Source organism: Acinetobacter sichuanensis (assembly GCF_003024515.2).
GTDB classification, from domain to species: Bacteria; Pseudomonadota; Gammaproteobacteria; order Pseudomonadales; family Moraxellaceae; genus Acinetobacter; species Acinetobacter sichuanensis.
This window is the reverse complement of record NZ_PYIX02000023.1, coordinates 48,415-72,220: the sequence shown is the minus strand read 5'-3', so window position 1 is coordinate 72,220 and position 23,806 is coordinate 48,415. Positions and strand designations below refer to the sequence as shown.

Genomic DNA, 23,806 nt, shown 5'->3' with positions numbered 1-23,806 from the left:
AATGTAGTGTTTTTCTGCTAAAGCACTAGGTTTGTGACCTAATATTTGTGCAGTGACACCTAAAGGAATATCTACCCATTCCGCCAATGACTTAAATGAACGTCTGAGGTCATATATTGTTAGCTGAATATCTATTTCATTACAGATTTTATTAAATTCTTTGTAGGGATTGACAATGTATCCCGTCGCAGAGGTCTTACTGCTAAATATATAAGATGAAACGCTTGTTTTTTCTATGTCACATAATAGTTTTTCAATATACTTAGTCATTGGAATGGTACGACCACTATCTTCAACTTTATCTTTTAGTTGGATCGTCTTCCATCTAAAATCCAAGTCGTCCCATTTTAGTGATAGAAATCCTTCTTTGCGAGCACCAGTTAATAAACAATAGATATAAAATGCAGCCAAGGCCTTGTTTGGGAGTTGAGAACAGTAGAAAACCATATTTCCAACTGTTCTTTTAGTACGCAATCCTTTCTTGCTTGAATTGGTTTTACTTTAGATCTTACTTTTTTGGATTCAATGGCATTTAAAGGAGCTACTCTTTGGAATCTATCATCTTCTACACACCAATTTAAAAAGGCTCTAACGAGACGGTAAGCTTTGCTAGCTGATGTTCCTCGGTAACTATTATTTTGAGTCCAGTCTGAAAAATAGTTGTTATCAAGGTTTGAGAGCTTTTCTTCTAATAATTCAAAAATAGGCTGAGGCTTATAGTTAAATTTTTTGATTTCATCAAAACCGCCTCTTGATAGCGATAAATGATCAGGATAGGTGAGTTTTTCCCATCTTTTTTATTTTCGTCAAGATAAATATTCCAAGCTTCTTTGAATAAAGTTTCTTTTCGTTTTTCAGTCTTAAGATATTCTTGGTCGGATTTAATACGTTTATCTTTTTCAACTTTAGGGTCAATCCCTTGTGTGCCCATTACAGCAAGCTCTTTAGCTTTTTCACGGGCATCAGTTAACTAAGCATTGGTAAAGGTGATGTAAGTGTAAAAATTTTTTAAGTCGAGCATTCATAATCAATAAAATTAGTTTAAAGATTTAGATAATTTTCTAGTAGAATTTGATAGAGTTAGGTTTAAATTTAGTTAATTTGATTAAATTATTACAGATAAAAATTAGTTTTACTTTATTGAGTGAAAAATGGAAAAATTTACTTGGGTTGGAACGTTCGAAAAAATTTCAGAATGGTTATTACAGTATGAAGATAACCAAGAGTATTTAATTCAACTCCTTAAAAAAATTGGTGTAAATAAAGGTTTAGATGATCAAGATAACAATGGCAACAGTTTCCTATTACAAGAAATTGATCCTTTTAGTTTTATCGCACTCATATTGAAACATGGTGAAGAAAAAAGAAATCAATTGATTCAGAATTTAAGTGATCTAGAAAACTTAAATCTAGAAACTCCTTCAGATTATTCGGGGGTTCCTAATGTTCTGCCTTTAGGCGCATGGTTATTTGCTTATGCAAAAGAACGTCAAAATTCAGATATTAAAACTTTATGGAAATTATTTGTTGCTATTCACAGGAGTGAAGAGCTAGAACTATTATTTAATAGTGCCTTAGAGATTAAGCAAACGGCTATAGGCAAGTTAAGCCAAATGATGTTTATGTTATTCCCTAGTAAATTTTTTCCGCTAGATGGTCAAACGGAACATTGGCTAATTGAAAACAACATTTTAAGTGCTAAGAAAAAAAAATTATGGGTTGATTATAAAGCTGTTTTGGATGAATTGACTGAGAGATTTAACTACTCTTTTGCTGAGCTTTCTCATAGATGTTGGTTTATAAATACTTATGATCTAAATGCAGAAAATCTAGATATTTTATTAGAAACGAATTATCAAAAAATTAGTGAAGGTACAGATAAAATTAAAGGTTTTATCAATCATTCACAAAAACAGTTAGCTTTAGAAATTGGGGTAAAGAAGAATAAATCTGCTGGTCAAAATATTATAGATTTAGATAATTTCAATATCATTTTAGAGCACACGTTAGATATAGAAATTTCTAGTCAATGGCGAGTTGTAGGTAACTCGAATCTAAGTCAAAAAAATGCACCTAATCTTTGTGGCAAAGAAGTATGTGTTTTCCGAATTAAAAATGAATTGCATAGCTGGAATAATGTTTTAGATATTTTAGATTTATACGACGGTTGTAATATCAGTGAAGAAAAGAGCTTTATTGATGATTTAGGTATAAAAATAGATATCAAAAAAAATGAGGAAAAAATGGTAAATCATCCCTTAAATCAAATTCTATACGGACCTCCTGGCACAGGTAAAACATATGCCACAACAGAATTGGCTGTTCAAATTGCTGATCCAGTGTGGTATGCCTCACTAACAGTGATCGACATTATCGAACGTCATAAGATAATTAAAGAAAAATATGATGATTTAATTAAGGCAAAGCAAATAGCTTTTACCACTTTTCACCAAAGTTTTAGTTATGAAGACTTCATTGAAGGTTTAAAAGCATATATTCCTGAAGAAGAGAAAAATATTGCTTATAAGGTTGAAGATGGGATTTTTAAGCGTATTGCTATTGCAGCGATGAAATCACAAGGTATTAATCAATCAGATATAGGATTGAACCAAGAGCCAACTATTTGGAAGATATCTTTAGGTGAGCGTTGGGAAACAGAACGACGTAAAAGATATTTTGAAAATGGTCAAGCAAGAATTGGCTGGAGTAATGTTGGTGATTTAAGAGAGGACCTTACTGAAAAAGAGCAATTGTATTATGATTCATTGAAGTCAAATACACATTCTACTTTGAATGATTTTAGCTCAAGAATGAAAATTGGTGACATCGTTTTATGTTTGAAAGATCAGCAAACAATTCAAGCTATTGGTATTGTGAAATCTGATTATTACTATGATGCGATTGATAAAGATGACTATGCACATGTCAGAGATGTAAATTGGATTGCGAAGAATATCAGTTTAAATATCTTAGCGTTAAATAATCAGACGAATTTAACTTTAAAAACTGTATATGAGTTATACAGAATGAGTTGGTCAAATATCATTGAAGAGTTAAAAAAGCAAAATATTGAGATCGATGGTTTAACAACATCTGAAGTTGTTGTAGAACAGAATCATAACTATGTCTTGGTGATGGATGAAATCAATCGTGGCAACATTTCAAAAATTTTTGGTGAACTCATTACGCTTATTGAAGATGATAAACGTGCCGGTAAGTCTGATGCACGTGAGTTAACTTTGCCATATTCAAAAGAATCTTTCACTGTACCTTCAAATTTATATCTCATCGGTACGATGAATACGGCAGATAAGTCACTAACACAGTTAGATTTAGCTCTGCGCCGTCGATTTGAGTTTAAGGAAATTGGTCCAGATAGCCAAATTCTAAAGGATATGGAAGCATCGCAACATGATGTGGACATTCCTCTAATGCTCAAAAAAATGAACCAACGTATTCAATATTTAAAAGGTAAAGATTATCAAATTGGTCATAGCTATTTCATGCCCTTATGTTCGGAAATGGACCAAGCTGAGTATCTGCAAACATTACGACGAATTTTTGAAAATAAGATCATCCCGTTATTACAAGAATATTTCTTTAGTAATTTAAAACATATCGGTTTGGTACTGAATGATCATCCAGATGATACGGATGAGCGAAAGATCATTCAGGACTTAAATCTTGGTGAAGATATCTTTGGCTATGGACAGCAACCAAAAGGAAATCCATTGTTTGCAGTTGAACTAAATCTAGACTGCTTTAGTGATCTAAAACGTTTTCAACAGATCTATAAGTAAGATGATTACGGTAATAGAATACGCAGAGCTACAGTCTTATCAAAAGACTGTAGTGACTGATAAGGCTGCTGATACGGTGATAGCAAGCCGAAGAGCTTATATTAGCCAAGAGACCTTGGATTGGATCGTTGATAAGTACCAAGCACCTCATACAGAGGAAACAGAACAGGTTCCTGTATTAGATGATGTAAGGCGTAACAGTTTTAAGCTGGGTGCTTATGTCGGCTATATACAAAGCCCTTTCAATAATGAGCAGATTCAAATTTTACCTAAAATTGAATTGGGTGACAGTCAGATTGAAAAGTCTAAGCGGATATTAAGAAACATGCTTTCTGAGGTCTATGACATACGGCCTAAACAGATTAGCGAAGCTGATTTAGAGCAAACTGATTTGCCGCTACATGAATGGATTATTCAGCGCTTTTTGGAGGAGCTTGATCAGCTTATACACCATGGTCTAAAACGTGATTATGAGTTGGTACAAGATGAGCAGCCGTATCTCAAAGGCCGACTTTTAGTTCAACAACAAATCAATCATGGAGTAGGAAAGGATCATCTATTTGCAATTGAATATGATGAGTTCTTATTTAATGGTATTGAAAACAAACTAATTAAAACAGCGTTAATTTATGCATTAGAAATGACTAGGAATGATCATTCCATCGTTATTGGGCATAACTTTACTGAATTAATGAATGAGATACCAATATGTCATGATCCTGTTGAAAGCTTAGGGCAATGGCGTGAAGGTAAGTTATTTAGTCAATACGAAGATATAAAACCATGGTGTGAGCTATTATTACTGAATATCAACCCATCATTTCAAAATGGCGAACGCCGTGGAATGTCTTTATTATTTTCTATGCCACAGCTTTTCGAAAAATATGTGGCGAAAAAGCTAAAAACTCAGTTAAAACCTGGCCATAGATTACAGATTCAACCGAGTCGACAAACATTGGTGAGCCACATACCTAACAATAGCACATTACAAAACTGGTTTGCATTAGAACCTGATTTAGCTATCTATAAGGCGGGGAACTGTCAGGTTATCCTCGATACCAAATGGAAATTTATTGATCAAGAGAGGGCTAATTCCACTGAAAAATATGGAATCAGCCAGGCTGATTTGTATCAAATGAATGCGTATGGTAATAAGTATTTTGGCCAAAAAGGTCAGTTGATTTTGATCTATCCAAAACATCAAAAATTTATGGAAAATTTGCCTAAATTTAACTATTCAGATGAACTTAGTTTATTTGTACTCCCTTTTGATTTGGAAGCAGGTATTTTGGTTGGAAAAGAGCATATAGAAGCTATGATTTAAAGGATTTTTCTAAAAAATGTTATCAATCGATACACTAAAAATTGGTCATAAACTTACAAACCATGAGTTATATAAGGTCTTTGGTTGTGGTAATTCAGGTGGTATGCGTCGTGCCAAGAAGACCAATAGCCTAATTATTATCTCAAGTCATGTAGAGTCAATTTACGAAGACCGATGGGATGGTGACATATTGCTCTATACAGGTATGGGGCTAAATGGTGACCAATCTCTAGACTTTAATCAAAATAAAACATTGAACGAATCTTCAGTAAATGGAGTTCAAGTTTGTTTATTCGAACAATTTAAGGTTAATGAATATACCTACTTAGGACCAGTTGATCTGATTCAGGCACCATATACAGAGAAGCAACCTGATCAGAATGGTCAACTTCGTACGGTTTATATCTTTCCATTAAAACTGAAGACTGGTGAACGTTATATTAATCAGAATGATGTTAAAGCCTGGCAGGAAAAGAAACACAAACATGCAAAGAAATTGTCACAACAAGAACTTCTAAACCGTGCTTTAAAAAGTAATCCACAAAGCAATGGATATAAGACTACAGTTATACAATATGTTCGTAATGAATACGTTAGTGAATATGCAAAACGTCTAGCTAATGGTATATGTCAATTATGTAATCAAACGGCACCATTTGAAGATAAAAAAGGAATGCCGTATTTAGAAACACATCACATTGCTTGGTTGGCACGAGGCGGAGAGGATACGATTTTTAACACAGTTGCACTCTGTCCAAACTGTCATAAACGTATACATATTTTAGATTTAGAACAAGATAAAGCTAAATTGTTGTCCAAAATACAGAACTTAGCTTTAGAGAACTAAATGCAATGAAAATTATTGAAGTTGTCGCAGCCATCATTCTTAATGATGAAAAAATTTTGGCTGTGCAAAAGGGTAAAGTTAAATTTGATTATGTGAGTTACAAATGGGAGTTTCCAGGTGGTAAGGTCGAAATTGATGAAAGCTTAGAACAGGCTATAACAAGGGAAATCTTAGAAGAGCTGAATATACATGTGGTACCGGAGCAATTACTTATCACTGTGAAACATAGCTATCCAGATTTTCATTTAGTAATGCATTGTTTCATATGTAATAAAATTGAAGGGAATTTGATACTTAATGAGCATATTCAAGCTGTATGGTTAGACATCGCAGACCTGCATCATTTGGATTGGGCTGAGGCAGATATTCCCGTAATTCCTGAAATAAAAAACTATCTATTAAGTAAAAGGTCTTATTGAGTTTTTATACTTAATTTTAGTATTTTTTTTAAATCTAATTAGCAACTAAGAATAATTTTAGGATAAATAATGGAACAGTTTTCTGGGTGGTCGGGGTATTGGGCAGAGTTCTTACAAGTAGATAAACAGAAGTTTATTGAACAGTTGAGTAATTATTGTCAAGAATTTGATTGGATAAAAACTGTTTCAGAACAGCAAATCATGGCATGGCATCATGAGTTTGATGTCATGTACAAAACGCTAAAAAATCTTTCAGAGAATATAGAAGCTTCGTTTTTAAATGAGGCTTGGATTTCATTTGAACATGAATTGTTTGGAGAGAGTGGTAAACGAGCAGCAGATGTAAATTTAGTGTTGCCATCAGGTGAATTATTTCTGATTGAATTTAAACATAAGAAGCGAGCAAGTTCTGAAGAGATTACACGTGCTGGTTTTGATTTAAGTACCCTACTTAAGTTCCACAGTGAATCGATAAATTTACAAGGGAAAGCATATTTAGTATTAACTCGTGAAGATGCACAGCCTTTTTTTGATGAGTTTATTGTGTGTGATATTGCACAGAATCAAATATTACGTAAGCTGAAAAAAGACTTATTGGTTTCAATAGCTAAAGATAAAAAATACGATGTAAGTAAATGGCAAAAAGGTATTTTTTACCGGCAGCCAGGTATTCTTAGTGGCACAGTTGATTTGTTCTATCATCATAAAATGCCAAATTTAAAAAATGAAGCATCGGAAAATCTAAAAGAAGCATAAAGCTAAACTTTCCCCCAAGTTATCCAAATTTAAGTGACAACTTGGGTATGAGGTCGGCCCAACTCCGTAAATTTATTTAATACTGCTACACGTGCATGCATCTCATTGACTTGGCTTTGGAAATTTCTTGCACTGAGTTTATCGCCTAATAATTTGATGCAATGCATTTTGGTTTCGACCAAACTTCGCCGATGATAGCCTGACCATTTTTTCCATAGTGTCCTGCCTAAACGTTTAACTGTTCGAAGTAATTCATTTCGCTCTAGCGAGCTAGTCTTTGTATCTTTCCAAGGTTTCGCATTTTTTCTTGGTGGAAGCACCGCATGCGCTTGTCGCTCTGCGATGACCTGACGGCATTGCTTGGTGTCATATTCTAGAAGATATCAATTTCCAATCTATCCTACCCAAATTATTAAAGGGTGTTTTTACACGAAGTGGACAAATTTGTTTTGCAGTTAAGCGCATATATGTGCCGAAAGATAAGCTTGATCTTTATTTTGACCTTTTGTGTGAAGAGGTTGATAAGTATAAAGTTGGACATGGCTTAAATTCAGAGGCAAATTTTGGACCACTCAACAATAAAAAGCAGTGGTCAATCGTACAGAAATTTATTGAAAATACAAAAGCATCGGATCAATGTGAAATACGTGAGTTAGGTCAAAAATTAAATCAAGAACAGTGGGATAAGGGATATTATATCTTACCTCATGTAGTTAAAACTTTAGATAATTCATTAGAGATTGTTCAGCAAGAACAATTTGGACCTATCATTCCACTGATTGGTTATGAAACTGTAGAACAAGCTATTGAATATGCAAATGATAATGAGCAAGGCCTATGTTCATCTATTTGGTCTGACAATATTGAGTTTGCTTATGAGATTGCACAAAAGATAGAAGCTGGTAGTACCTTTATTAATAGCCATAGCTTTGATTCTTTACAACTTGGTATGCCATTCGGTGGTATCAAACAAAGTGGTATTGGTCGTGAATTAGACATTAATGAAACTTTGAAATCTTATCTTGAGCCACATTCGATCCGATTCATTAAATAAAATTTTAAACCGTATTAATTCATATGTTATCTAGCCAAAAGCTAGATAACAGCTACATTTAAGGAAAAATGTATGAAAATAACAGCTGCTCTTGCGAAAGAAAAAAATCATCCATTATTAATTGAAGAAATTGAAATCGATGAACCTAAAGAAGATGAAGTTCTTATAAAAATAGTCGCGTCTGGTATTTGTCATACTGACGCAGAGTCAATTAAAGGGCATGGTGTACCTTTACCAGCAGTATTAGGACACGAAGGTTCAGGAATTATTGAAAGAGTTGGTTCAAATATTACTCATTTAAAAGTTGGTGATCATGTCGTCCTATCTTATTCATACTGTAACTCTTGCACCCAATGTCTTACGGGACACCATAATTTATGTATACGCACTATTGAACTCAATTTTGGTGGAAAACTACAAGATCAAACCTATCGATTGCGTAAGGATGGTCAAAATTATTCTACCTTTTTTGGACAGTCTTCGTTTGCTACCTATGCTTTAGCAAATAAAAATAATGTCGTTAAAGTGGATCATGACGTGGACCTGAGATTATTAGGTCCTTTAGGATGTGGTATTCAAACTGGTAGTGGTACGGTGTGAGGAACAGGTGTTCCAGCTTCAGTTTGTTTTAAAATACTCATGATTAAGCTGTCTGAATATTTAGATGTTTTCATAGGAAATCTCCTTGGATAAAGGTTATTCGATTTTCTACTTTTAAACTCGATTATTTGCGGGGAGCATTACCACTCTACTCCTCAAATACACATTCCTAAAATCATTTGAATACTATATTGGTTTGAATATACGTAAAATCATTTACCCATAGTTGGTTTGGATGATCAGCAGTTCTTTATTTTCACGTTCAAGCTGTTTAATTCGTTCTTGATCTGAAAGTTGCTGTACTTTCATTGGGTTTTTTATTTATCTAAATATTTTTGATACCAAACCAAACATGTAGAGTTTCAGGAGCGTAATTTTTCGGATTCAAGAAAAAGTTGAACTGCTCTTTCTTAGATTTCAGGGATATAGTTTGATTTTTTCATAGGAGTAGTCTTTTATATTGACTCTCCAACACACCCAGCGCGGTTCAATACGATGACTTAATGACAGTAATATTTCATATTTTGAAAGTTTAATTTTCATTACGTATGTTCTAACAGTGAAATTTTTTAATTAATCTTCTTTCATACCTTTAAAAGTTATGGAGTAAATATGAAAGGGAAAATTGCGTTAGAAGAACATTTTGCAATTCACCAAACACTAGGTGATTCAGAAAAATTCTTTGTACCAGATGTTTGGAAAACTAAACGTAGTCAATTACTTGATATAACTGGTGAGCGTCTACGTCGCATGGATGAAACTGGAATCGAATATTCTATCATCTCTTTAAATGCTCCAGCGATCCAAGCTATTCCAGATGCTAAAAAAGCTATTGAGGTTGCAAAAATTGCAAATGATACTTTAGCTGAATTAATTGCTAAACATCCTACTCGTTTTGGTGCATTTGCAGCATTACCACTACAAGATCCTGAAGCCGCAACTCAAGAGCTTAACCGTTGTATCACTGAATTAGGTTTTAATGGTGCGCTTGTTAATGGATTTTCAAATTTACATGATGATGAAACTGCTAAGTATTATGATGCTGAAGAGTATCTAGATTTCTGGGGTGAAGTATCAAGACTAGATGTTCCATTTTATCTGCACCCAAGGAATCCTTTATTAAGTCAGCAGCTCGGGATCAAGGACCATCCTTGGTTAATGGGCCCAGCATGGTCTTTCTCTGTTGAAACTGGGGTACATGCACTTCGTTTAATAGGTTCTGGTCTATTTGATAAATATCCGAACATTAATATTATCTTGGGACATTTAGGTGAATTAATTCAGAATAATATTTGGCGTACATCTCATTGGGCATCTGCAAATGGACGTAATCCGTTAGGTGTTAAAGCAGAGAAACCATTTATTGACTACTTCCGTAAGAATTTTTACTTAACAACTAGTGGTAATTTCCGAACTATTACGATGAAAAACTCTATTGATGAAATTGGATCTGATCGCGTTTTATTCTCAAGTGATTATCCATTTGAAGATATGGAGGAAGCAACACGATGGTTTGATAATGCAGAAATAGGCGAAAACGATCGAGAAAAAATCGGTCGTGAAAATGCTTATAAATTATTTAAATTGAATATTTAAGTTTATTAAGTCAATAACAATGATAGTTATTGGCTTTCTTTTGGTAAAAGGATTTTAAAAGTGAAAATAATTGATATTCAACAAGCTGTTGATACAAAGAAGTTATCTGTACAGCAGTGGATAATCTTTGCACTTTGCTTCTTAGTTATTTTGGCAGATGGTGTCGACACGGGAGTTATTGGTTTTATTGCCCCCGCACTGTTAGATGATTGGGGAATCAGCAAAAATGATTTACGCCCAGTTATGAGTGTTGCATTAATTGGTATGGCGGTGGGAGCAATTTTTTCAGGTATTTTGGCAGATAAAATTGGTCGTAAATGGGTCATTATTATATCTACCTTAATATTCGGTATTTTAACAATTTTAACAGGGTTAGCTGAGAATACTACGGAGATGGTAATCTATCGGTTCCTAACAGGATTGGGTCTTGGTGCTGCAATGCCCAATGCTGCAACCTTAGTGTCTGAATATATGCCCGCACATCGTCGAGCTTGGATGGTCAATCTCTTATTCTGTGCATTACCTTTGGGTATTACAGTAGGTGGTATTTTATCTGCAGGGCTTCTTTCTAGCTATGGTTGGAGCGTGGTGCTTTATATTGGTGGAGCTATACCCGTTATAGTTGCAATTTTAGCTATTTTTTTATTAAAAGAATCTCTTCATTTCCTTATTAAAAAAGAAGGACAAATTGAAGCTTTACAAATTGTAGAAAAAATTCAGGGGCACAAGATAGATGCTAAGCTCATTCCAGTTAAAAGTTTATATGTTGAAATAAATGAGCAAGGTACGAGTCCTGTCAAGCTGGTTATAGGTAAGTTTTTATTACCATCTATGATGATATGGCTGTGCTGTTTTATGAGTTTACTTGTATTTTATGTTCTTACCAGTTGGATGCCTACATTGCTAAAAGAATCAGGTTTCACGCCTGAACAGTTTAGCCTTGTATCAGCTGTATTTCCGTTTGGAGGGGTTGCAGGGACAATCTTAATTGGCTGGTTTATGAGTAAGTATGAGCCAAATCAGACAATCTCAATTGCTTACTTTGTGTCAGCCATTTTGTTTGTAATTACAGGTTTCTTTACACAAAATATTTATCTACTTGCCTTATTTATCTTTTTATCTGGTGCAGGAATTGTTGGAGCTCAATCTTCATTACCATCTTTGTCAGCTATTTTTTATCCAGCTGAGTGTAGAGGGGTGGGTGTTTCATGGATGCATGGATTGGGTCGTTTCGGCGCTATTTTTGGTGCATTCTTTGGTGCCTATATATTTACTTTTGATCTTGGAATAAGTGGCATATTTTTTGTTCTTGCATTGCCTATTTTAATCTCAGCATTAGCATTATTTATAAAAGGTCGATATGCAAGAAATAGAACCATGATGCCTAGTATCTCGAAAATTTAATTATTTTGATCAATCTTTACTGCCTCGAATTCGAGGTGGTATGGATTTTTATATTCAAAATTTAGGATAATAAAGATGAAAAATACAATTAAATCTGTACATAGGAAAATTCTAATCATACTTGGATTAATTATGACAGAAACAGTTTATGCTCAATTTATTGACGATGCAAAGCTCTCCTTAACTGCAAAGAACTACTACTTCGATCGAGATTATATAAATAATGTTCCATATCCAACAGCAAGAGATTGGGCACAAGGATTTATTTTCAATGCTAAATCAGGGTATACAACTGGTCCAGTTGGTGTCGGTTTAGATATTCTCGCTTTAGCTGGTTTTAATTTGCTAGGAAATCATAATAATGATAATGCTTCATCAGGGTTACTTCCAGTTAATACAAAGAATGAACGCGCAGACACCACAGGCGAATTACGTTGGACTGCTAAAGCTAAAATGAATAACTTGACCCTTCATGTAGGTACACTAGTGCCAATGTTTCCTGTAATTTTTTCAAGTCCTGCACGGCTTTTCCAACAAAACTATAGAGGTGCACAGTTACAAATTAATGATTTTCAAAATATCAAAATTCATGGTTTATATGTCGATCGTGTTAATCATAGAGACTCGACAAATTATGAAAAAATACGTTTAGCTAATACAAATGGAAGATTTAAAGCTGCTGCAGAAGCATCTAGCTTACATATGGCTGGTTTTGAATATAAAATAAATGATCAGTTTAAGACTGACTTTTTTTATGCCAATTTGCATGATGTATATCATCAAAATTTCATTGGACTAAAAAGTAAACATGATATTGGTGATGTCGCCATTTTGGGAGATTTGAGGGTTTTTATGAGTGAAGACTCTGGAAAGGGTTTAGCAGGTCATATTGATAGCCAACATATAAGTGGATTGTTTGGATTTAATCAAAACAATCATACATTTAGTTTGGGATATATGAACTCTCTTGGTGATACTGCAATGCCCATGTTGAGTGGTGCTGAACCAGCAGTCTTTATGGATAGTATTAGTGCTGATTTTATTAATCAGAATGAACAAGTTGTTAGTGTAAGGTATGATTATGATTTTAAAGATACTTTCTTTAATGGTTTGAAATTTATGGTGCGTTATAGTCAAGGCACCAATATTGAAATTCCAAGAATTAAAGACCAAAAGTTTGAAGAAGATTCTTATGATTTTGATCTTAACTATCGTGTTCAGACGGGTATTTTAAAAGGTACTGGCATTAGAGCACGTTATACACGTTATCGTAATGATTTACCAAATGATGGCATTATGTTTAGACCAGCAAATGAAACACGAATGAATGTCGATTACACTTGGAATTTTTAAATTTTCAACAATAAAGATGTGCTATAAATAAGCCAATTTATAGCACTTTGAATATATTAATAACCAATATTTTCTTTGACATAGCTTATAAAGCCTTTTAAGACATCCCTTTTTTTTAGTTTTGAATACACCATATATAACGATAATTGGGAAGAATGGTAATTTTCAAAACATTCTATCAACATGCCTTTTTCTAACTCTTGTTTGATTTCGTGATATAAGCGATAACCAATACCATAGCCCTGTATCATCCATTGATGAGTAACTTCAGCATTGTTACTTTTTAGAAATGGATGTACACGAACTTCAAAAATTTCATCATTAATCGTGTATTTCCAATCTTGGTAAATATGTCTATTACGGATGAGACAGATACATCGATGATTTAATAAATCTAATGGATGATGTAGATAACCATGTTTCTCAAAGTATTCGGGTGAAGCACAAAAAACCCTTTGAGTATCAAGTAGAATTTCTGAATCATAGATTACATGGTTTGGCTGTTCTAATTGAAATAATATGTCTAGCTCATCTTCGACCAGATCCATTTTAGAGTCCGAAAGTATTAATTCAATTTCCAAGTTTGGGTGTAGAAGATTAAATTGTGCAACTAAATCGCCGAGCTTGCTTCGACCTAGATAGTTCAAACTACCTATACGTAATTTCCCAGCAAAGGTGTTTTGATTTTGAGAGACTTCATCATGTAGTTGTTTCATTAGAGAAGAAATGTAAATACTTCGATCTAATAAGAGCTTTCCTGATTCTGTTAATTCAAACTGTCTAGCAGAGCGATTAATTAGCCTTTTATCATATAAGGTTTCAAGCTTTGCTAATTTTCGGCTAATTGTGGGTAGAGGAATATCCAGTTCAATAGAAGCACGAGTCATCGACTTTGATGATGCTAATGTTATAAAAAAATCAAAATCATTAATTTCATCTTGCATAATTTGCTATCCATAGCGAATAAAATTTTCTGTAGTGTTCTAAAAAGTATGCTGAGCTAAAGAATGAGGCAACGAGGCACAATTACGTTATATTTAAATGTGTGAAAATCTCAATAGAGCTTCATTGTCCTCAATGCCAAGGTAAAAGTATAAAGAAGAATGGTATCAAACGCGATGGTAAACAAAACTACCGTTGTAAAGAATGTAATGACAATTTATTGATGACCATAATTTGACTTATTTAGGCTGTCATTCTAATGCGATCAAATGAATTTTACTCATGCTTGTCCGATGCTATGGAATTCGTGATGTGGAATAGATGAGATGACAGCACAAAAGTTAAAAATCATATAGAAGAATTGAATATTACCTATCTCTACACAGAAATTTCAAAATATCTTAGTTATATCAAAAGGATGTTTCCTTAAAATAGAGATAACTTTAAGGAAGTTTTCTGTTTTTTGCAGGGTATGTGTAACATCAGTTCGTTAAATCCCCAAAACAACCTGATATGGTTTAAACCCTTCTAGTACAGCCTCAGAAATTAATTGAATAAAAGCTTCAGTTTTGCCATAAGCCATCCATTGATCTAATGCTTCATAGTAGGCTAAACGATTTTCGACTGTAATAATGCAAGGAGGATATCCTGCTTTGAGTAACTCAAGGTTCATCAAAAGACGTGATGTACGTCCATTGCCATCAATAAATGGATGAATACCGACAAAATCGGCATGCACTTTAGCTGCGCGTTCAACAGGGTGTAGCTTATGTGCCTCCGAATTGTACCAATCGACAAGTTGAGTCATCTTGTCATTCAATAATGTATAGTCTGGTGGGATAGTCGTGGCACCTGAAATCAACACATTTTGCTGGCGATAACGCCCTGCATTGTCATCATCAATATTTTTTAGAATGAACTGATGAATATTTCGAATTTGCCATTCAGAAAAAGGCTCTTCTTTGCGAATAATGTCTTCAACATAGTAGATCGCATTTCTATGGTTGATTGCCTCGAAATGTTCTCGCAATGCTTTGCCACCAACAGTTATGCCTTCTAAAACAACTTTTGTTTCTAGTAATGTAAGTGTATTACCCTCGATTGCATTTGAGTGATAGGTCCAACGCACAATAAGATCTTCTTGTAGATTTTTTACAATTGAAGGAGAAAGGGGGCGATGCTGATCTAATTTTGTTTTTAAAGCATCAATATTTTCAAACATAACCTTGTCCCTACAGTTGTATTCTTGAATGATACAGGAAAAAAATAGGCTCTAGTCTATCGCATCAGATTTTCTGAGTGTTGATGTTCTATATTTTTTATATTTACTCTGGTTGTAGTGAGTCTAATGCTGAATATATCATCAATAAGCAATTAATATTTATTACAAAAACAAAAAATAAACGACAAATTGTGTCGCTTTGTGTTGGTTTTTTGACATGATGAAAATTATACTGTTAAAAAGCCTTGAGGGTTCACTATGATTAAACTTTATCTAGCAAAATTACAACTTCCGCCAAATACCCCTTATAAAACTTTGCCTGTATTTATTTGCAATGATTCGTACCATTTCACTCATTTAAAAATTTATAAAAATGGTTATGTAGACTGTTGGGAATTGGTGACTTTGGATGAGTTCATTCAAAAAGTGGCAGAAGGTTGGGTCACTGTTGAACTTGATGAAACTGAAACCAAAGAAATCGATATTTTTGGAGTGGGTAGCGTTTCTTCGGGTTTTCAATACCGTGCTGAAAAAAGCAATCAAGACTTAATTCTTGAAGTGATGGATATCATTGCAGAGTTAAATGATTTACCGACCAGTTCAACACGCTGTTTACAGGCATGGCATGTGTATCAAAGTGACTCGTCTGAAAAAAATCGTGAAAATCTTAAAGAAGCCTATGAGGCGATGCCACACCATTTGCGGATGTACGTATTAGGTGATCAAGATCGTAAAGATCGCCCTATTCGCCAAGCCATTTATGAAGAAAGATCATCTATTTTCGATCCATTTTTTAATCTTTCTGCCGAGGATCTTCCCTTAACTAATTTGACAGAAAAGACATTAAATCAACTACCGACAGAGCATCAATTTATGGAACAATTACAAGCGAATTTGCAACATGCCCGCACCATTAAACAACGTTATGAACAAGAAATTCAGCAATTGGTTCAACAAAAATTGAATGAATTTCATCAGGAAATCAATTTACCGATACAGTATTTAGAGTTTGAAATTGAGAGTGAAGAAAATGAGGATGGCGTTCATCAAACACAGCTCACTGATTGCAAAATTCATATTGCTTTAGAGCTTTAATGTTCTTTTAACTTTCAAATACTTATTTTATGTCAAACTTCATAGACTTTGATTTTACCGATAAAGCACTGGGTTGTTTTATCGGATTGGCATGTGGTGATGCTGTTGGAACTTCCGTTGAGTTTTTGCCCCGAGGCCGATTTAAGCCTGTTAAAGACATGATTGGAGGCGGAAAATTTCAACTCAAAGCAGGTATGTGGACAGATGATACAGCAATGACTTTGTGTCTGGCTGAAAGTTTGATTATTCATAAAGGCTTTAATGCACAAGATCAAATGGATCGTTATTGGTTGTGGCTAGACCAAGGCGATAACTCCAGTTTGCCTCATGCTTTTGGAGTTGGAAAAACCATCTTAAATGCTTTATTTCGCTATCATAAGACGGGGCAAGTTTATAGTGGTCGTACCGAATCACGCTATTCCGGTAATGGGTCTTTAATGCGTCTGGCTCCGATTATTTTATATTATCAACACGATTTAACTCTGTTATATCGTTATGCTGCATTAAGTTCACAAACCACACATGCATCTGCTGAGTGTATTGAAGCCTGTCAGTACTTTGCTCATATCGTCACCAATGCTTTACAGGGACAATCCAAAGAAAAGATTTTTGACATCCACTTTTCGACAGCATTACCTGATCTTCAGCAGATTGTTTCAGGACAATATCGTACAAAAACAGAAGATCAAATCAAAGGCAGTGGCTATGTGATAGAAAGTTTAGAAGCAGCACTTTGGGCTTTTTGGCACAGTTCAAGTTTTGAAGATGCAATTTTGAAAGCAACTAATTTGGGTGATGATGCGGATACAACAGCAGCGATTTGTGGGCAAATTGCAGGGGCGTATTATGGTTTAGTTCAAATACCACAGCACTGGAAAAATAAACTCTATCGCTATGATGATATACTTCAATTGGCTGAATTACTTATAGTTTAAGTAGGTCACAATACCCGTAAGCCATACTTACAGGTGATTTACCATAGGAGTAAAACATAAGTAGTAGGGCAATAATAGAGCCTAAAACGATATATTCCCCACCTTTCTACATTAAAAAGCTTATCAATACGGTAGCTACATCAGTATACCGAATGAATATTTTCACTGTTGGCTTAAAGCTAACTGCATTTCAAACCACTGTTCACTACCGTGAGAAGATTCAGAAACTTGAGTAAATTTAAAGCCAAATTTTTCATAAAACTTGATATATTCTTCTTTACACATCAAATAGATATATTGTTTTTTTAATGATTTTGCGTGTGTGATAAATGCATTCATTAGTTTGGCTGCATAACCTTGACCCTGAAATTTAGGGTCAACAACAACAGACATAATCACTAAATGAGCTCCTGATGATGTATGTCCAACAAGTTCTTTAAAATGATCATCAGACATGACAACATGATCGGTAGAACCGCTATTTACAAATCCTATGATTTGATTTTGATCTTCTAAAACAATAAAACCTTCAGGGTATTGCTCAGCTCGAATTCTAATTTTCTCTTCGGTCGCTGCTTCATCAGCAGGATATGCGAGTGATTCAATTTCATAACAACGCTCAACATCAGCAAGTTGAACTTGTCTTATTTGATCATTCATTGGATTTACCTAAAGATAAGTGATGCGTTATTTTAAATCAAAAACAAAATGTATATACTGCATTTTTTACATATTAAAAATGAATTTTATGCACTTTATTCCGCATGGTTTTGATCTAAATTTACTCTTAGTCTTTGATGCTTTATATCGACATAAAAGTGTGTCAAAGGCTGCGGAAGCAATTTATCTTAGCCCATCCGCGTTTAGTCATGCATTGAATCGATTAAGAAGTGTATTTGATGACCCATTGTTTGTGCGTATGGGTGGGGAAATGGTCGCAACAAAAAGAGCGGAAAATATTGCACCAGTTGTTTCAGAAAGTTTAAAACATTTATCATTTCACCTTTTTAAACAACATGAATTTGACCCATCAATGAGTGATGATGAATTGATCATCGCAACCACCGATTACACTTCTTTTTGTGTTTTACCTTCACTTATGAAAAAGCTAAAAAGTAGTGCCCCAAATATCAAATTAAAGGTGATTTTTCAAAGTATGGAAACATCTATTCAAAATATGATTTTAGGTAAAATTGATTTGATTGTGGGCTATTCAGAACAAGACGAAATGAAATCATCATTAATTGATGTATCACCATGTTTTAAAGACAAATATGTCGTTGTTGTATCAAAGGGGTTATACAGTGAAATGACATTAACGAATTATATTGAGGCAGATCATATTAAAATAAGTGCTTGGAATGAACATGATGGAATTATTGATGAGTCACTAAAAGCACAGGGTGTTTATCGAAAAATATCTTTGGAATTGCCTAATATGTTGATTGCACCGTATATGATGCAATCTACCAACCTGATGATCACTCTTCCAAGCAGAGCAGTTGATGTTTTTAAAGACATACACGAACTCGATACTTTTGCTCTTCCTATAATGGTACCTGAGTACAGTGTGAATGTTTATTCATTAGAACAAAGTAAGTTGAAGGCTCCTCAAGCATGGTTAAAGAGCAAAATTCTTTCAATATTTTAGGAAAATAAACCATGGGTTGTGCTTAATCAATTGATCTGTAAATTTTTATTTTTTTGCTGAAGCCAAATCAGGGAAAGACCTGTGAATACGAGCCACGGTATTAATATAAGGTTCAAAGTCTTCCAACCAACAAAATTAAGCAATGCACCAGCACTAAATGAACAAGCCAGTCCTACAATGAAAACAGTCATATCATTGATTGCCTGCGCTTTTGCCTTTTCTTCAACGGTATATGTTTGAGTGAGAAGCGCGGTACTACCAATGAATAGGAAATTCCAACCAATACCAAGAAGGATTAAAGAGACAATAAAGAATGATAAATGCAGCCCTGAAATGGCAATCGCTATATAACTAGCAAAGAATAAAACACCAGTAAACATCACTTTGGATGAACCAAAACGAGCGATTAGATTTCCTGTAAAGAAAGAGGGTAAAAACATACCTAATACATGCAGTTGAATAACTGTTGTGATTGCACCGAGTTCATGATGTGAGTGCTGCATCGCAATTGGTGTTGCTGTCATCCCTAAAATCATGATGCCATAACCAGTAACAGAACCAAACAATGCAACAAGATAGGTCGGTTGAAACACAATTTCACGCCAAGGTCATCCCGCATTAAAGTCAGTTTTGATTTCAACTTGATCTGGAATTTTAAGCCCAGACAAAATTCCAATCGCAATGAGCGAAACAATTGTAATAATTAAGAAAGAGCCAATATATTCAAAGTTGTTAAACAATGATCCACCCAAACGAGCCAATGTGGGTCCGATCAGGGCTGCAACAATACCACCTGCCATCACAAATGAAATTGCTTTAGAGCGAAAGGCATCATCGGCAACCTCACTTGCAGCAAATCGATAAAATTGAGCAAATGATTGATAGGCACCGACACAGGCTGTCCCGAATGCGAGTGTAAAGAGGGAATGAAAATAAATACCAATTGCAGCAATAATTCCACCTAAAACACCGAGCAAAGCACCACAAAGAAAACCTTTTCTTCTGCCAATATGTGCCATCAGCATGGATGCAGGAAACATCATTAGCGCTGTACCTAAGAACATTGATGCAATGGGTAATGTTGCTAAAGTCGGGCTATTCGCAATATTTGCGCCTGCTAAGCCACCAATGGTCATCACCATCACGGAGACAGTTTGAAAAAGGGATTGAGAACTCGCCAAAATTAAAACTTGGCGGTACATTACGTTGCTAAACATAGTAAACCTTTAAGCGAGAAACTTTTTGTTAAGGGGGGAGTATCGGTTTGAATAGAAAAATCCAGTAATACCGAGAATAGGACCTATAATTAATACCCATGCTGAATCTAGACCGATCAGGTCAAACATATAGGTGGTGATTCCAATGGAAACAATTGTGATTGCAAATCCGAAGGAGTTTTGAATTGATAGGGCAGCACCTAATTTTTCGGGAGGGCAGGCTTCTGCTGAGAGTGCAGAAAATTGAGGAGAGTCAGCAATCACTGATGTCCCCCAAACAGTTAAAACAATCAGCAGTAACCATTCAGGTAAGACTCGCCAACCAAGTACAAATACAAGGCAACTGAATCCAGAGATAAATAATGCTCCAATCGCTGTTTTTGCACTTCCAATACGTTTAGAGAGATACCCACCGAATAAGCAACCAATAGCTCCCCATGCCATAACAAAAAAGGTGAGCAAGGCAAGATTGTTAAAGCCTAATTTTTCAGGAATACCTGACTTTGCAATGAATAAAGGAATAATGGTCCAGAAGGCATAGAGCTCCCACATATGACCAAAATATCCAAATGCAGCTGCTCTAAATGAAGGATTTTTAAATACTTCGAAAGCACTTTCTTTGGACTTCTGATTTACAGGCGTTTTAGAAACAGAGGATTGTTGTTTGTCACCTAATTTAAATACAAGCAATGCCGCAGTGAGTGCAAGGAACGAAGAAAATGTGATCACAAATTGCCAAGGTAGATCAGCTGATAAACCATTTAATGCATAGGGGAGTGATGTACCTAGTGTGAGCATTGCGACCAATTTTGCTAAAACTTGCCCAGCTTTATCTGGCGCCCATTGAACTACCAATTTCATGCCAATTGGATAGATACCCGCCATGCAAATTCCTACAAAAAAGCGGTAGATCATGCCTTCAATCAAGCCATTTGCAAACCATGCAAAACATAAATTAAAAAAGGCACCGACTAATGCGGAAATTGCAAAAATTGAACTGGCTTTGAAGCGATCTGCGATACCAGTAAAGGCAATACTAAATGTGCCAATGATAAAGCCCGCTTGAACTGAATTTGTTAGCCAGCCAATATCCGAAACTGAAATATGCCATTCACGAATCAAGTCTAAAACTGCACTGTTGGCACTAAACCAAAGTGAAGTACCAAAAAGTTGTGCAAAAGTAATGATTGCAATCGCATGTATTGCAAAGAAACCATGAGGTCGACGATCCATGTGTTTATATCCTTTATATTTTTTCATTACTTTACTTATGAGAGCAGGGTTTGTATCCCTAATGTTGCTGCCTCAATTGCACCTGCTAAATAACCCGAATAATTAGGTGAAAACTCACTTGATATTCCGATCATTCTGTTTTGCCAAATACTTGTGTCAGGTGATTTCATTGGCGGATAGGGATGCCACATAGCAGGTAATTGATCATCTTCAGTTGCAATCAATGAATCCTGTGCCCAATCCTTTATAAACTCTGATTGAGGCGTTGCAGCCTGACTTCCAAATAATCGAACAAGCTGATGACGGCAATGATTGCTCAGTTCTTCATCTGTAAATGTTTTACGTGCATGTGCAGGCAGCCCAATGAATCCAAACAGGGCTGCTGAACCCTCTGCTGAGGATGCGTCATGTATTTCAGCCAATGGGCCTACTGAACTGTGTGCACTGCCTGATAATTTTTGATCCCGCCAGAAAGGATGGTCGTAGACTGCAATATACTTCGCATGTGGAGCCATCCATGTGGCAGTATTTAGCCACTTATCTGTAAACGCCTCTGGAAGATCTGGACTAAACTTGATGGTCGACACAGCTAAACGTGGCGGTATTGCGATTAAAATCTGCTGTGAAGAAAATACCCTAATTTCATGATTAAGGCATTTAACATGTACCTTTGTATGTTCACCTTCTTGAACCAGTTCAACGACCTGATGTGAAAGTAAAATATGGGACTGATCTAATTTCGATACAAGCTTGTCAATCAGTGCTTTCATTCCACCCTGAATCCTTTTAGATATGGGAGAATGAAGTTGCATACGTTGAGGAGGGCGTGATGGTGATCTTTCAATGAGCATTTCACCCATTTGGTATTGCTCGAAAGTGCTTAGACCGAAGTCATGAATAACATTTGCAAGCTGTGTTTGTTCATCTGGCCAAAACCAAGTTGCACCCAGATCAAAAGCTTCATCTTCATTGATCGGCATGGATTTCAAACGACCACCGAGCACATCATTCGCTTCAATAAGAAGATAATCGCTAATACCACGTTGTTCGAGTAAATAAGCAGCATAAAGCCCACTTATACCGCCACCAATGATGATGTATTGATAGTGACTCATTTACTTATTCTCACTTAAATACTCTCACTTTCCAGATTGGTAATAACTTTCATTGTTTTTAGATAGATCTTGGTTTGATCTTCTTGTGCAATGAGTTGATTTTCTGAACCTTTCGCTAAGCGAATCCAACCATCTTTTGTGACAAGCTGATCATTCACTTTGACCATACCTGCAAGCACAAGGATTTCAGTCAACACATGCGAATCAATACTGATCACCTGTTGGTTGCACAGCTTACGTAATTCAACTTTTTCATTGTCATTTTCAAATAGTGGGCAATATTCATAAACACCCTCTTTGGCATCCAGAGATGAGGTATGCCATGCCTCATCCAGATTGGTGTTAATCCGTATGGATTGATGATCTGTTTGCGACATTTGACGTAATTTCACAAAAATCACAGTGCCTTCTAAGCTCGATGGCTGATGTGAGCTACCCTCAGGATTTCGGAGATACCAACCTGCGGGATAATCAGCGCCTTGTTCAGAGAAAGTGCCTGAAAGCACCAAAATTTCTTCACCCTGTGGATGTTGATGACTGGGAAAAGAAGATGATTGAGCATATCGGACAATACTGGTTGCTCGGGCTTGTTCTGCACCAATCCGATCCAGCATGACACGCTCTACACCATGTTGAGGTGAAGGAACCCAGTCATACTGATCCGCATTCAGGATCACAGATTTAGAAAAGTCTGCATGAATCAACATATTAAAGTTCCTTCAACAAAAAGAATGACTTCATTCAGTACTGGGACTGAATGAAGTAAAAAATAAAATAGATTATTGATCTGGGAGCGTATCTACCGCTTCTAAAACATGCGCAGAGTAAGTTAATGCTGCACCTGCATTTAATGAAATTGCGACAGAAAGTGCTTCGGCAATTTCTTCACGGGTTAGACCTAAGTCAATGGCTTTTTTCGTATGTACTGCAATACATCCATCACAACGTGTGGTCACGGCTACAGCCAATGCAATCAGCTCGTGAGTTTTGGCATCCAAATGTCCCATTTTACTCACACCCACATCCACGGCAGTTAATGCACGCATCACATCAGGGGCTATTTTGCATAGTCGCCAACACGACCCATTAACGAATCACGATAATTATTCCAGTCTTGCATTTTAAAATCTCACTCACTTGATAAATTAATAAAGAATTGAACAACTTGATAGATACACATGTTTGAGGTGTTTTCAAAAAGTGCTTATAAAGACATCACAATATCCTGAGTGAATAATTCACT

The 23,806-nt window shown here is 35.4% G+C and carries 22 protein-coding genes and 4 pseudogenes; 14 read left to right on the top strand and 12 right to left on the bottom strand.

All coding sequences use genetic code 11. The annotated features are described in order from the left end of the window. The coding region (locus C9E89_RS13675) for a tyrosine-type recombinase/integrase (protein ID WP_147305723.1) at nt 1-474 on the bottom strand (474 nt) is incomplete at its 3' end. A 214-nt stretch (nt 475-688) separates the two neighbouring features. Then, nucleotides 689-931 (bottom strand): hypothetical protein, encoded by a 243-nt coding sequence (locus tag C9E89_RS13670; RefSeq protein WP_107008891.1) that lies wholly within the window; start codon nt 929-931, stop codon nt 689-691. A 220-nt stretch (nt 932-1,151) separates the two neighbouring features. Here C9E89_RS13670 and C9E89_RS13665 point away from each other — a divergent pair, with 220 nt between their 5' ends. The 5 genes from C9E89_RS13665 to C9E89_RS13645 all read left to right on the top strand — a co-directional run bounded on the left by C9E89_RS13665 (nt 1,152) and on the right by C9E89_RS13645 (nt 7,146). Continuing rightward, nucleotides 1,152-3,800 carry an AAA family ATPase gene (locus C9E89_RS13665; protein ID WP_107008890.1) on the top strand — a complete coding sequence of 883 codons (2,649 nt, stop codon included), beginning with the start codon at nt 1,152-1,154 and terminating at the stop codon, nt 3,798-3,800. A gap of 1 nt (nt 3,801) precedes the next feature. Beyond that, complete coding sequence (locus C9E89_RS13660; RefSeq protein WP_107008889.1) at nt 3,802-5,124, top strand: McrC family protein; 1,323 nt, start codon at nt 3,802-3,804, stop codon at nt 5,122-5,124. Between the two features lie 16 nt (nt 5,125-5,140). Beyond that, complete coding sequence (locus tag C9E89_RS13655; protein WP_107008888.1) at nt 5,141-5,971, top strand: HNH endonuclease; 831 nt, start codon at nt 5,141-5,143, stop codon at nt 5,969-5,971. Nucleotides 5,972-5,976: 5 nt separating this feature from the next. Continuing rightward, entirely contained in the window at nt 5,977-6,390 is a 414-nt protein-coding gene (locus C9E89_RS13650) for a (deoxy)nucleoside triphosphate pyrophosphohydrolase (protein WP_107008887.1), read from the top strand. A gap of 69 nt (nt 6,391-6,459) precedes the next feature. Next, on the top strand, nt 6,460-7,146 hold the full coding sequence (locus tag C9E89_RS13645; protein ID WP_107008886.1) for a hypothetical protein: 687 nt from the start codon (nt 6,460-6,462) through the stop codon (nt 7,144-7,146). Nucleotides 7,147-7,175: 29 nt separating this feature from the next. Here the strand turns inward: C9E89_RS13645 and C9E89_RS13640 are convergent. Beyond that, a pseudogene (locus C9E89_RS13640) lies at nt 7,176-7,517 on the bottom strand (transposase); the annotation flags it as partial. Here C9E89_RS13640 and C9E89_RS13635 point away from each other — a divergent pair. Together C9E89_RS13635 and C9E89_RS13630 are read left to right on the top strand one after the other, a co-directional pair. Continuing rightward, a complete protein-coding gene (locus C9E89_RS13635) occupies nt 7,502-8,200 on the top strand; it encodes an aldehyde dehydrogenase family protein (protein WP_228199045.1) in 699 nt (232 codons plus the stop codon). The pseudogene C9E89_RS13640 and the gene C9E89_RS13635 overlap by 16 nt on opposite strands. A 72-nt stretch (nt 8,201-8,272) precedes the next feature. After that, nucleotides 8,273-8,800, top strand: coding sequence for an alcohol dehydrogenase catalytic domain-containing protein (locus C9E89_RS13630; RefSeq protein ID WP_228199043.1), 528 nt, complete (start codon nt 8,273-8,275; stop codon nt 8,798-8,800). Nucleotides 8,801-9,043: 243 nt separating this feature from the next. Here C9E89_RS13630 and C9E89_RS13625 read toward each other — a convergent pair. Continuing rightward, nucleotides 9,044-9,243, bottom strand: a pseudogene (locus tag C9E89_RS13625) (IS3 family transposase); the annotation flags it as partial. A 169-nt stretch (nt 9,244-9,412) separates the two neighbouring features. Between C9E89_RS13625 and C9E89_RS13620 the strand changes: the two are divergent. The 3 genes from C9E89_RS13620 (at nt 9,413) to C9E89_RS13610 (ending at nt 13,153) form a co-directional block, all read left to right on the top strand. Next, entirely contained in the window at nt 9,413-10,396 is a 984-nt protein-coding gene (locus tag C9E89_RS13620) for an amidohydrolase family protein (protein ID WP_107008885.1), read from the top strand. A 60-nt stretch (nt 10,397-10,456) separates the two neighbouring features. Continuing rightward, a complete protein-coding gene (locus C9E89_RS13615; protein WP_107008884.1) occupies nt 10,457-11,800 on the top strand; it encodes an MFS transporter in 1,344 nt (447 codons plus the stop codon). A gap of 132 nt (nt 11,801-11,932) precedes the next feature. Then, nucleotides 11,933-13,153, top strand: a complete 1,221-nt coding sequence (locus tag C9E89_RS13610) for an OprD family outer membrane porin (protein WP_171405135.1) — start codon at nt 11,933-11,935, stop codon at nt 13,151-13,153. A 56-nt stretch (nt 13,154-13,209) separates the two neighbouring features. Here the strand turns inward: C9E89_RS13610 and C9E89_RS13605 are convergent, their stop codons facing one another. Continuing rightward, on the bottom strand, nt 13,210-14,097 hold the full coding sequence (locus C9E89_RS13605) for a LysR family transcriptional regulator (protein ID WP_107008882.1): 888 nt from the start codon (nt 14,095-14,097) through the stop codon (nt 13,210-13,212). 101 nt (nt 14,098-14,198) lie between these two features. Between C9E89_RS13605 and C9E89_RS13600 the strand changes: the two are divergent. Beyond that, a pseudogene (locus C9E89_RS13600) lies at nt 14,199-14,365 on the top strand (IS1/IS1595 family N-terminal zinc-binding domain-containing protein); the annotation flags it as partial. Nucleotides 14,366-14,585: 220 nt separating this feature from the next. Here the strand turns inward: C9E89_RS13600 and C9E89_RS13595 are convergent. Continuing rightward, nucleotides 14,586-15,317 carry a Fic family protein gene (locus tag C9E89_RS13595; protein ID WP_107008880.1) on the bottom strand — a complete coding sequence of 244 codons (732 nt, stop codon included), beginning with the start codon at nt 15,315-15,317 and terminating at the stop codon, nt 14,586-14,588. 258 nt (nt 15,318-15,575) lie between these two features. Here C9E89_RS13595 and C9E89_RS13590 point away from each other — a divergent pair, with 258 nt between their 5' ends. Together C9E89_RS13590 and C9E89_RS13585 are read left to right on the top strand one after the other, a co-directional pair. Continuing rightward, nucleotides 15,576-16,412, top strand: a complete 837-nt coding sequence (locus tag C9E89_RS13590; protein WP_107008879.1) for a DUF7638 domain-containing protein — start codon at nt 15,576-15,578, stop codon at nt 16,410-16,412. Nucleotides 16,413-16,441: 29 nt separating this feature from the next. Beyond that, entirely contained in the window at nt 16,442-17,347 is a 906-nt protein-coding gene (locus C9E89_RS13585) for an ADP-ribosylglycohydrolase family protein (protein WP_107008878.1), read from the top strand. Between the two features lie 162 nt (nt 17,348-17,509). Here C9E89_RS13585 and C9E89_RS13580 read toward each other — a convergent pair whose 3' ends face one another. Beyond that, nucleotides 17,510-18,007 carry a GNAT family N-acetyltransferase gene (locus tag C9E89_RS13580; RefSeq protein WP_107008877.1) on the bottom strand — a complete coding sequence of 166 codons (498 nt, stop codon included), beginning with the start codon at nt 18,005-18,007 and terminating at the stop codon, nt 17,510-17,512. Nucleotides 18,008-18,029: 22 nt separating this feature from the next. On the opposite strand from C9E89_RS13580, the gene C9E89_RS13575 reads away from it, so the two are divergent. Then, on the top strand, nt 18,030-18,998 hold the full coding sequence (locus tag C9E89_RS13575) for a LysR family transcriptional regulator (protein WP_228199042.1): 969 nt from the start codon (nt 18,030-18,032) through the stop codon (nt 18,996-18,998). 26 nt (nt 18,999-19,024) lie between these two features. Here C9E89_RS13575 and C9E89_RS13570 read toward each other — a convergent pair. From C9E89_RS13570 to C9E89_RS13550, 5 genes and pseudogenes are all read right to left on the bottom strand, one after another. Next, a pseudogene (locus C9E89_RS13570) lies at nt 19,025-20,215 on the bottom strand (MFS transporter). A 9-nt stretch (nt 20,216-20,224) separates the two neighbouring features. Beyond that, complete coding sequence (locus tag C9E89_RS13565; RefSeq protein WP_107008875.1) at nt 20,225-21,448, bottom strand: MFS transporter; 1,224 nt, start codon at nt 21,446-21,448, stop codon at nt 20,225-20,227. 35 nt (nt 21,449-21,483) lie between these two features. Then, nucleotides 21,484-22,563, bottom strand: a complete 1,080-nt coding sequence (locus C9E89_RS13560; protein ID WP_107008874.1) for a flavin monoamine oxidase family protein — start codon at nt 22,561-22,563, stop codon at nt 21,484-21,486. A gap of 14 nt (nt 22,564-22,577) precedes the next feature. Further along, a complete protein-coding gene (locus C9E89_RS13555; protein ID WP_107008873.1) occupies nt 22,578-23,270 on the bottom strand; it encodes a cupin domain-containing protein in 693 nt (230 codons plus the stop codon). A 72-nt stretch (nt 23,271-23,342) separates the two neighbouring features. Next, on the bottom strand, nt 23,343-23,609 hold the full coding sequence (locus C9E89_RS13550) for a carboxymuconolactone decarboxylase family protein (protein ID WP_213069644.1): 267 nt from the start codon (nt 23,607-23,609) through the stop codon (nt 23,343-23,345). Nucleotides 23,610-23,806 lie beyond the last annotated feature (197 nt).

Coding starts and splice junctions, on each gene's coding strand:
- C9E89_RS13670 (WP_107008891.1), bottom strand. CDS start 931: ATGGGCACACAAGGGATTGACCCTAAAGTTGAAAAAGATAAACGTATT.
- C9E89_RS13665 (WP_107008890.1), top strand. CDS start 1,152: ATGGAAAAATTTACTTGGGTTGGAACGTTCGAAAAAATTTCAGAATGG.
- C9E89_RS13660 (WP_107008889.1), top strand. CDS start 3,802: ATGATTACGGTAATAGAATACGCAGAGCTACAGTCTTATCAAAAGACT.
- C9E89_RS13655 (WP_107008888.1), top strand. CDS start 5,141: ATGTTATCAATCGATACACTAAAAATTGGTCATAAACTTACAAACCAT.
- C9E89_RS13650 (WP_107008887.1), top strand. CDS start 5,977: ATGAAAATTATTGAAGTTGTCGCAGCCATCATTCTTAATGATGAAAAA.
- C9E89_RS13645 (WP_107008886.1), top strand. CDS start 6,460: ATGGAACAGTTTTCTGGGTGGTCGGGGTATTGGGCAGAGTTCTTACAA.
- C9E89_RS13630 (WP_228199043.1), top strand. CDS start 8,273: ATGAAAATAACAGCTGCTCTTGCGAAAGAAAAAAATCATCCATTATTA.
- C9E89_RS13620 (WP_107008885.1), top strand. CDS start 9,413: ATGAAAGGGAAAATTGCGTTAGAAGAACATTTTGCAATTCACCAAACA.
- C9E89_RS13610 (WP_171405135.1), top strand. CDS start 11,933: ATGACAGAAACAGTTTATGCTCAATTTATTGACGATGCAAAGCTCTCC.
- C9E89_RS13605 (WP_107008882.1), bottom strand. CDS start 14,097: ATGCAAGATGAAATTAATGATTTTGATTTTTTTATAACATTAGCATCA.
- C9E89_RS13595 (WP_107008880.1), bottom strand. CDS start 15,317: ATGTTTGAAAATATTGATGCTTTAAAAACAAAATTAGATCAGCATCGC.
- C9E89_RS13590 (WP_107008879.1), top strand. CDS start 15,576: ATGATTAAACTTTATCTAGCAAAATTACAACTTCCGCCAAATACCCCT.
- C9E89_RS13585 (WP_107008878.1), top strand. CDS start 16,442: ATGTCAAACTTCATAGACTTTGATTTTACCGATAAAGCACTGGGTTGT.
- C9E89_RS13580 (WP_107008877.1), bottom strand. CDS start 18,007: ATGAATGATCAAATAAGACAAGTTCAACTTGCTGATGTTGAGCGTTGT.
- C9E89_RS13575 (WP_228199042.1), top strand. CDS start 18,030: ATGCGTTATTTTAAATCAAAAACAAAATGTATATACTGCATTTTTTAC.
- C9E89_RS13565 (WP_107008875.1), bottom strand. CDS start 21,448: ATGGATCGTCGACCTCATGGTTTCTTTGCAATACATGCGATTGCAATC.
- C9E89_RS13560 (WP_107008874.1), bottom strand. CDS start 22,563: ATGAGTCACTATCAATACATCATCATTGGTGGCGGTATAAGTGGGCTT.
- C9E89_RS13555 (WP_107008873.1), bottom strand. CDS start 23,270: ATGTTGATTCATGCAGACTTTTCTAAATCTGTGATCCTGAATGCGGAT.
- C9E89_RS13550 (WP_213069644.1), bottom strand. CDS start 23,609: ATGCGTGCATTAACTGCCGTGGATGTGGGTGTGAGTAAAATGGGACAT.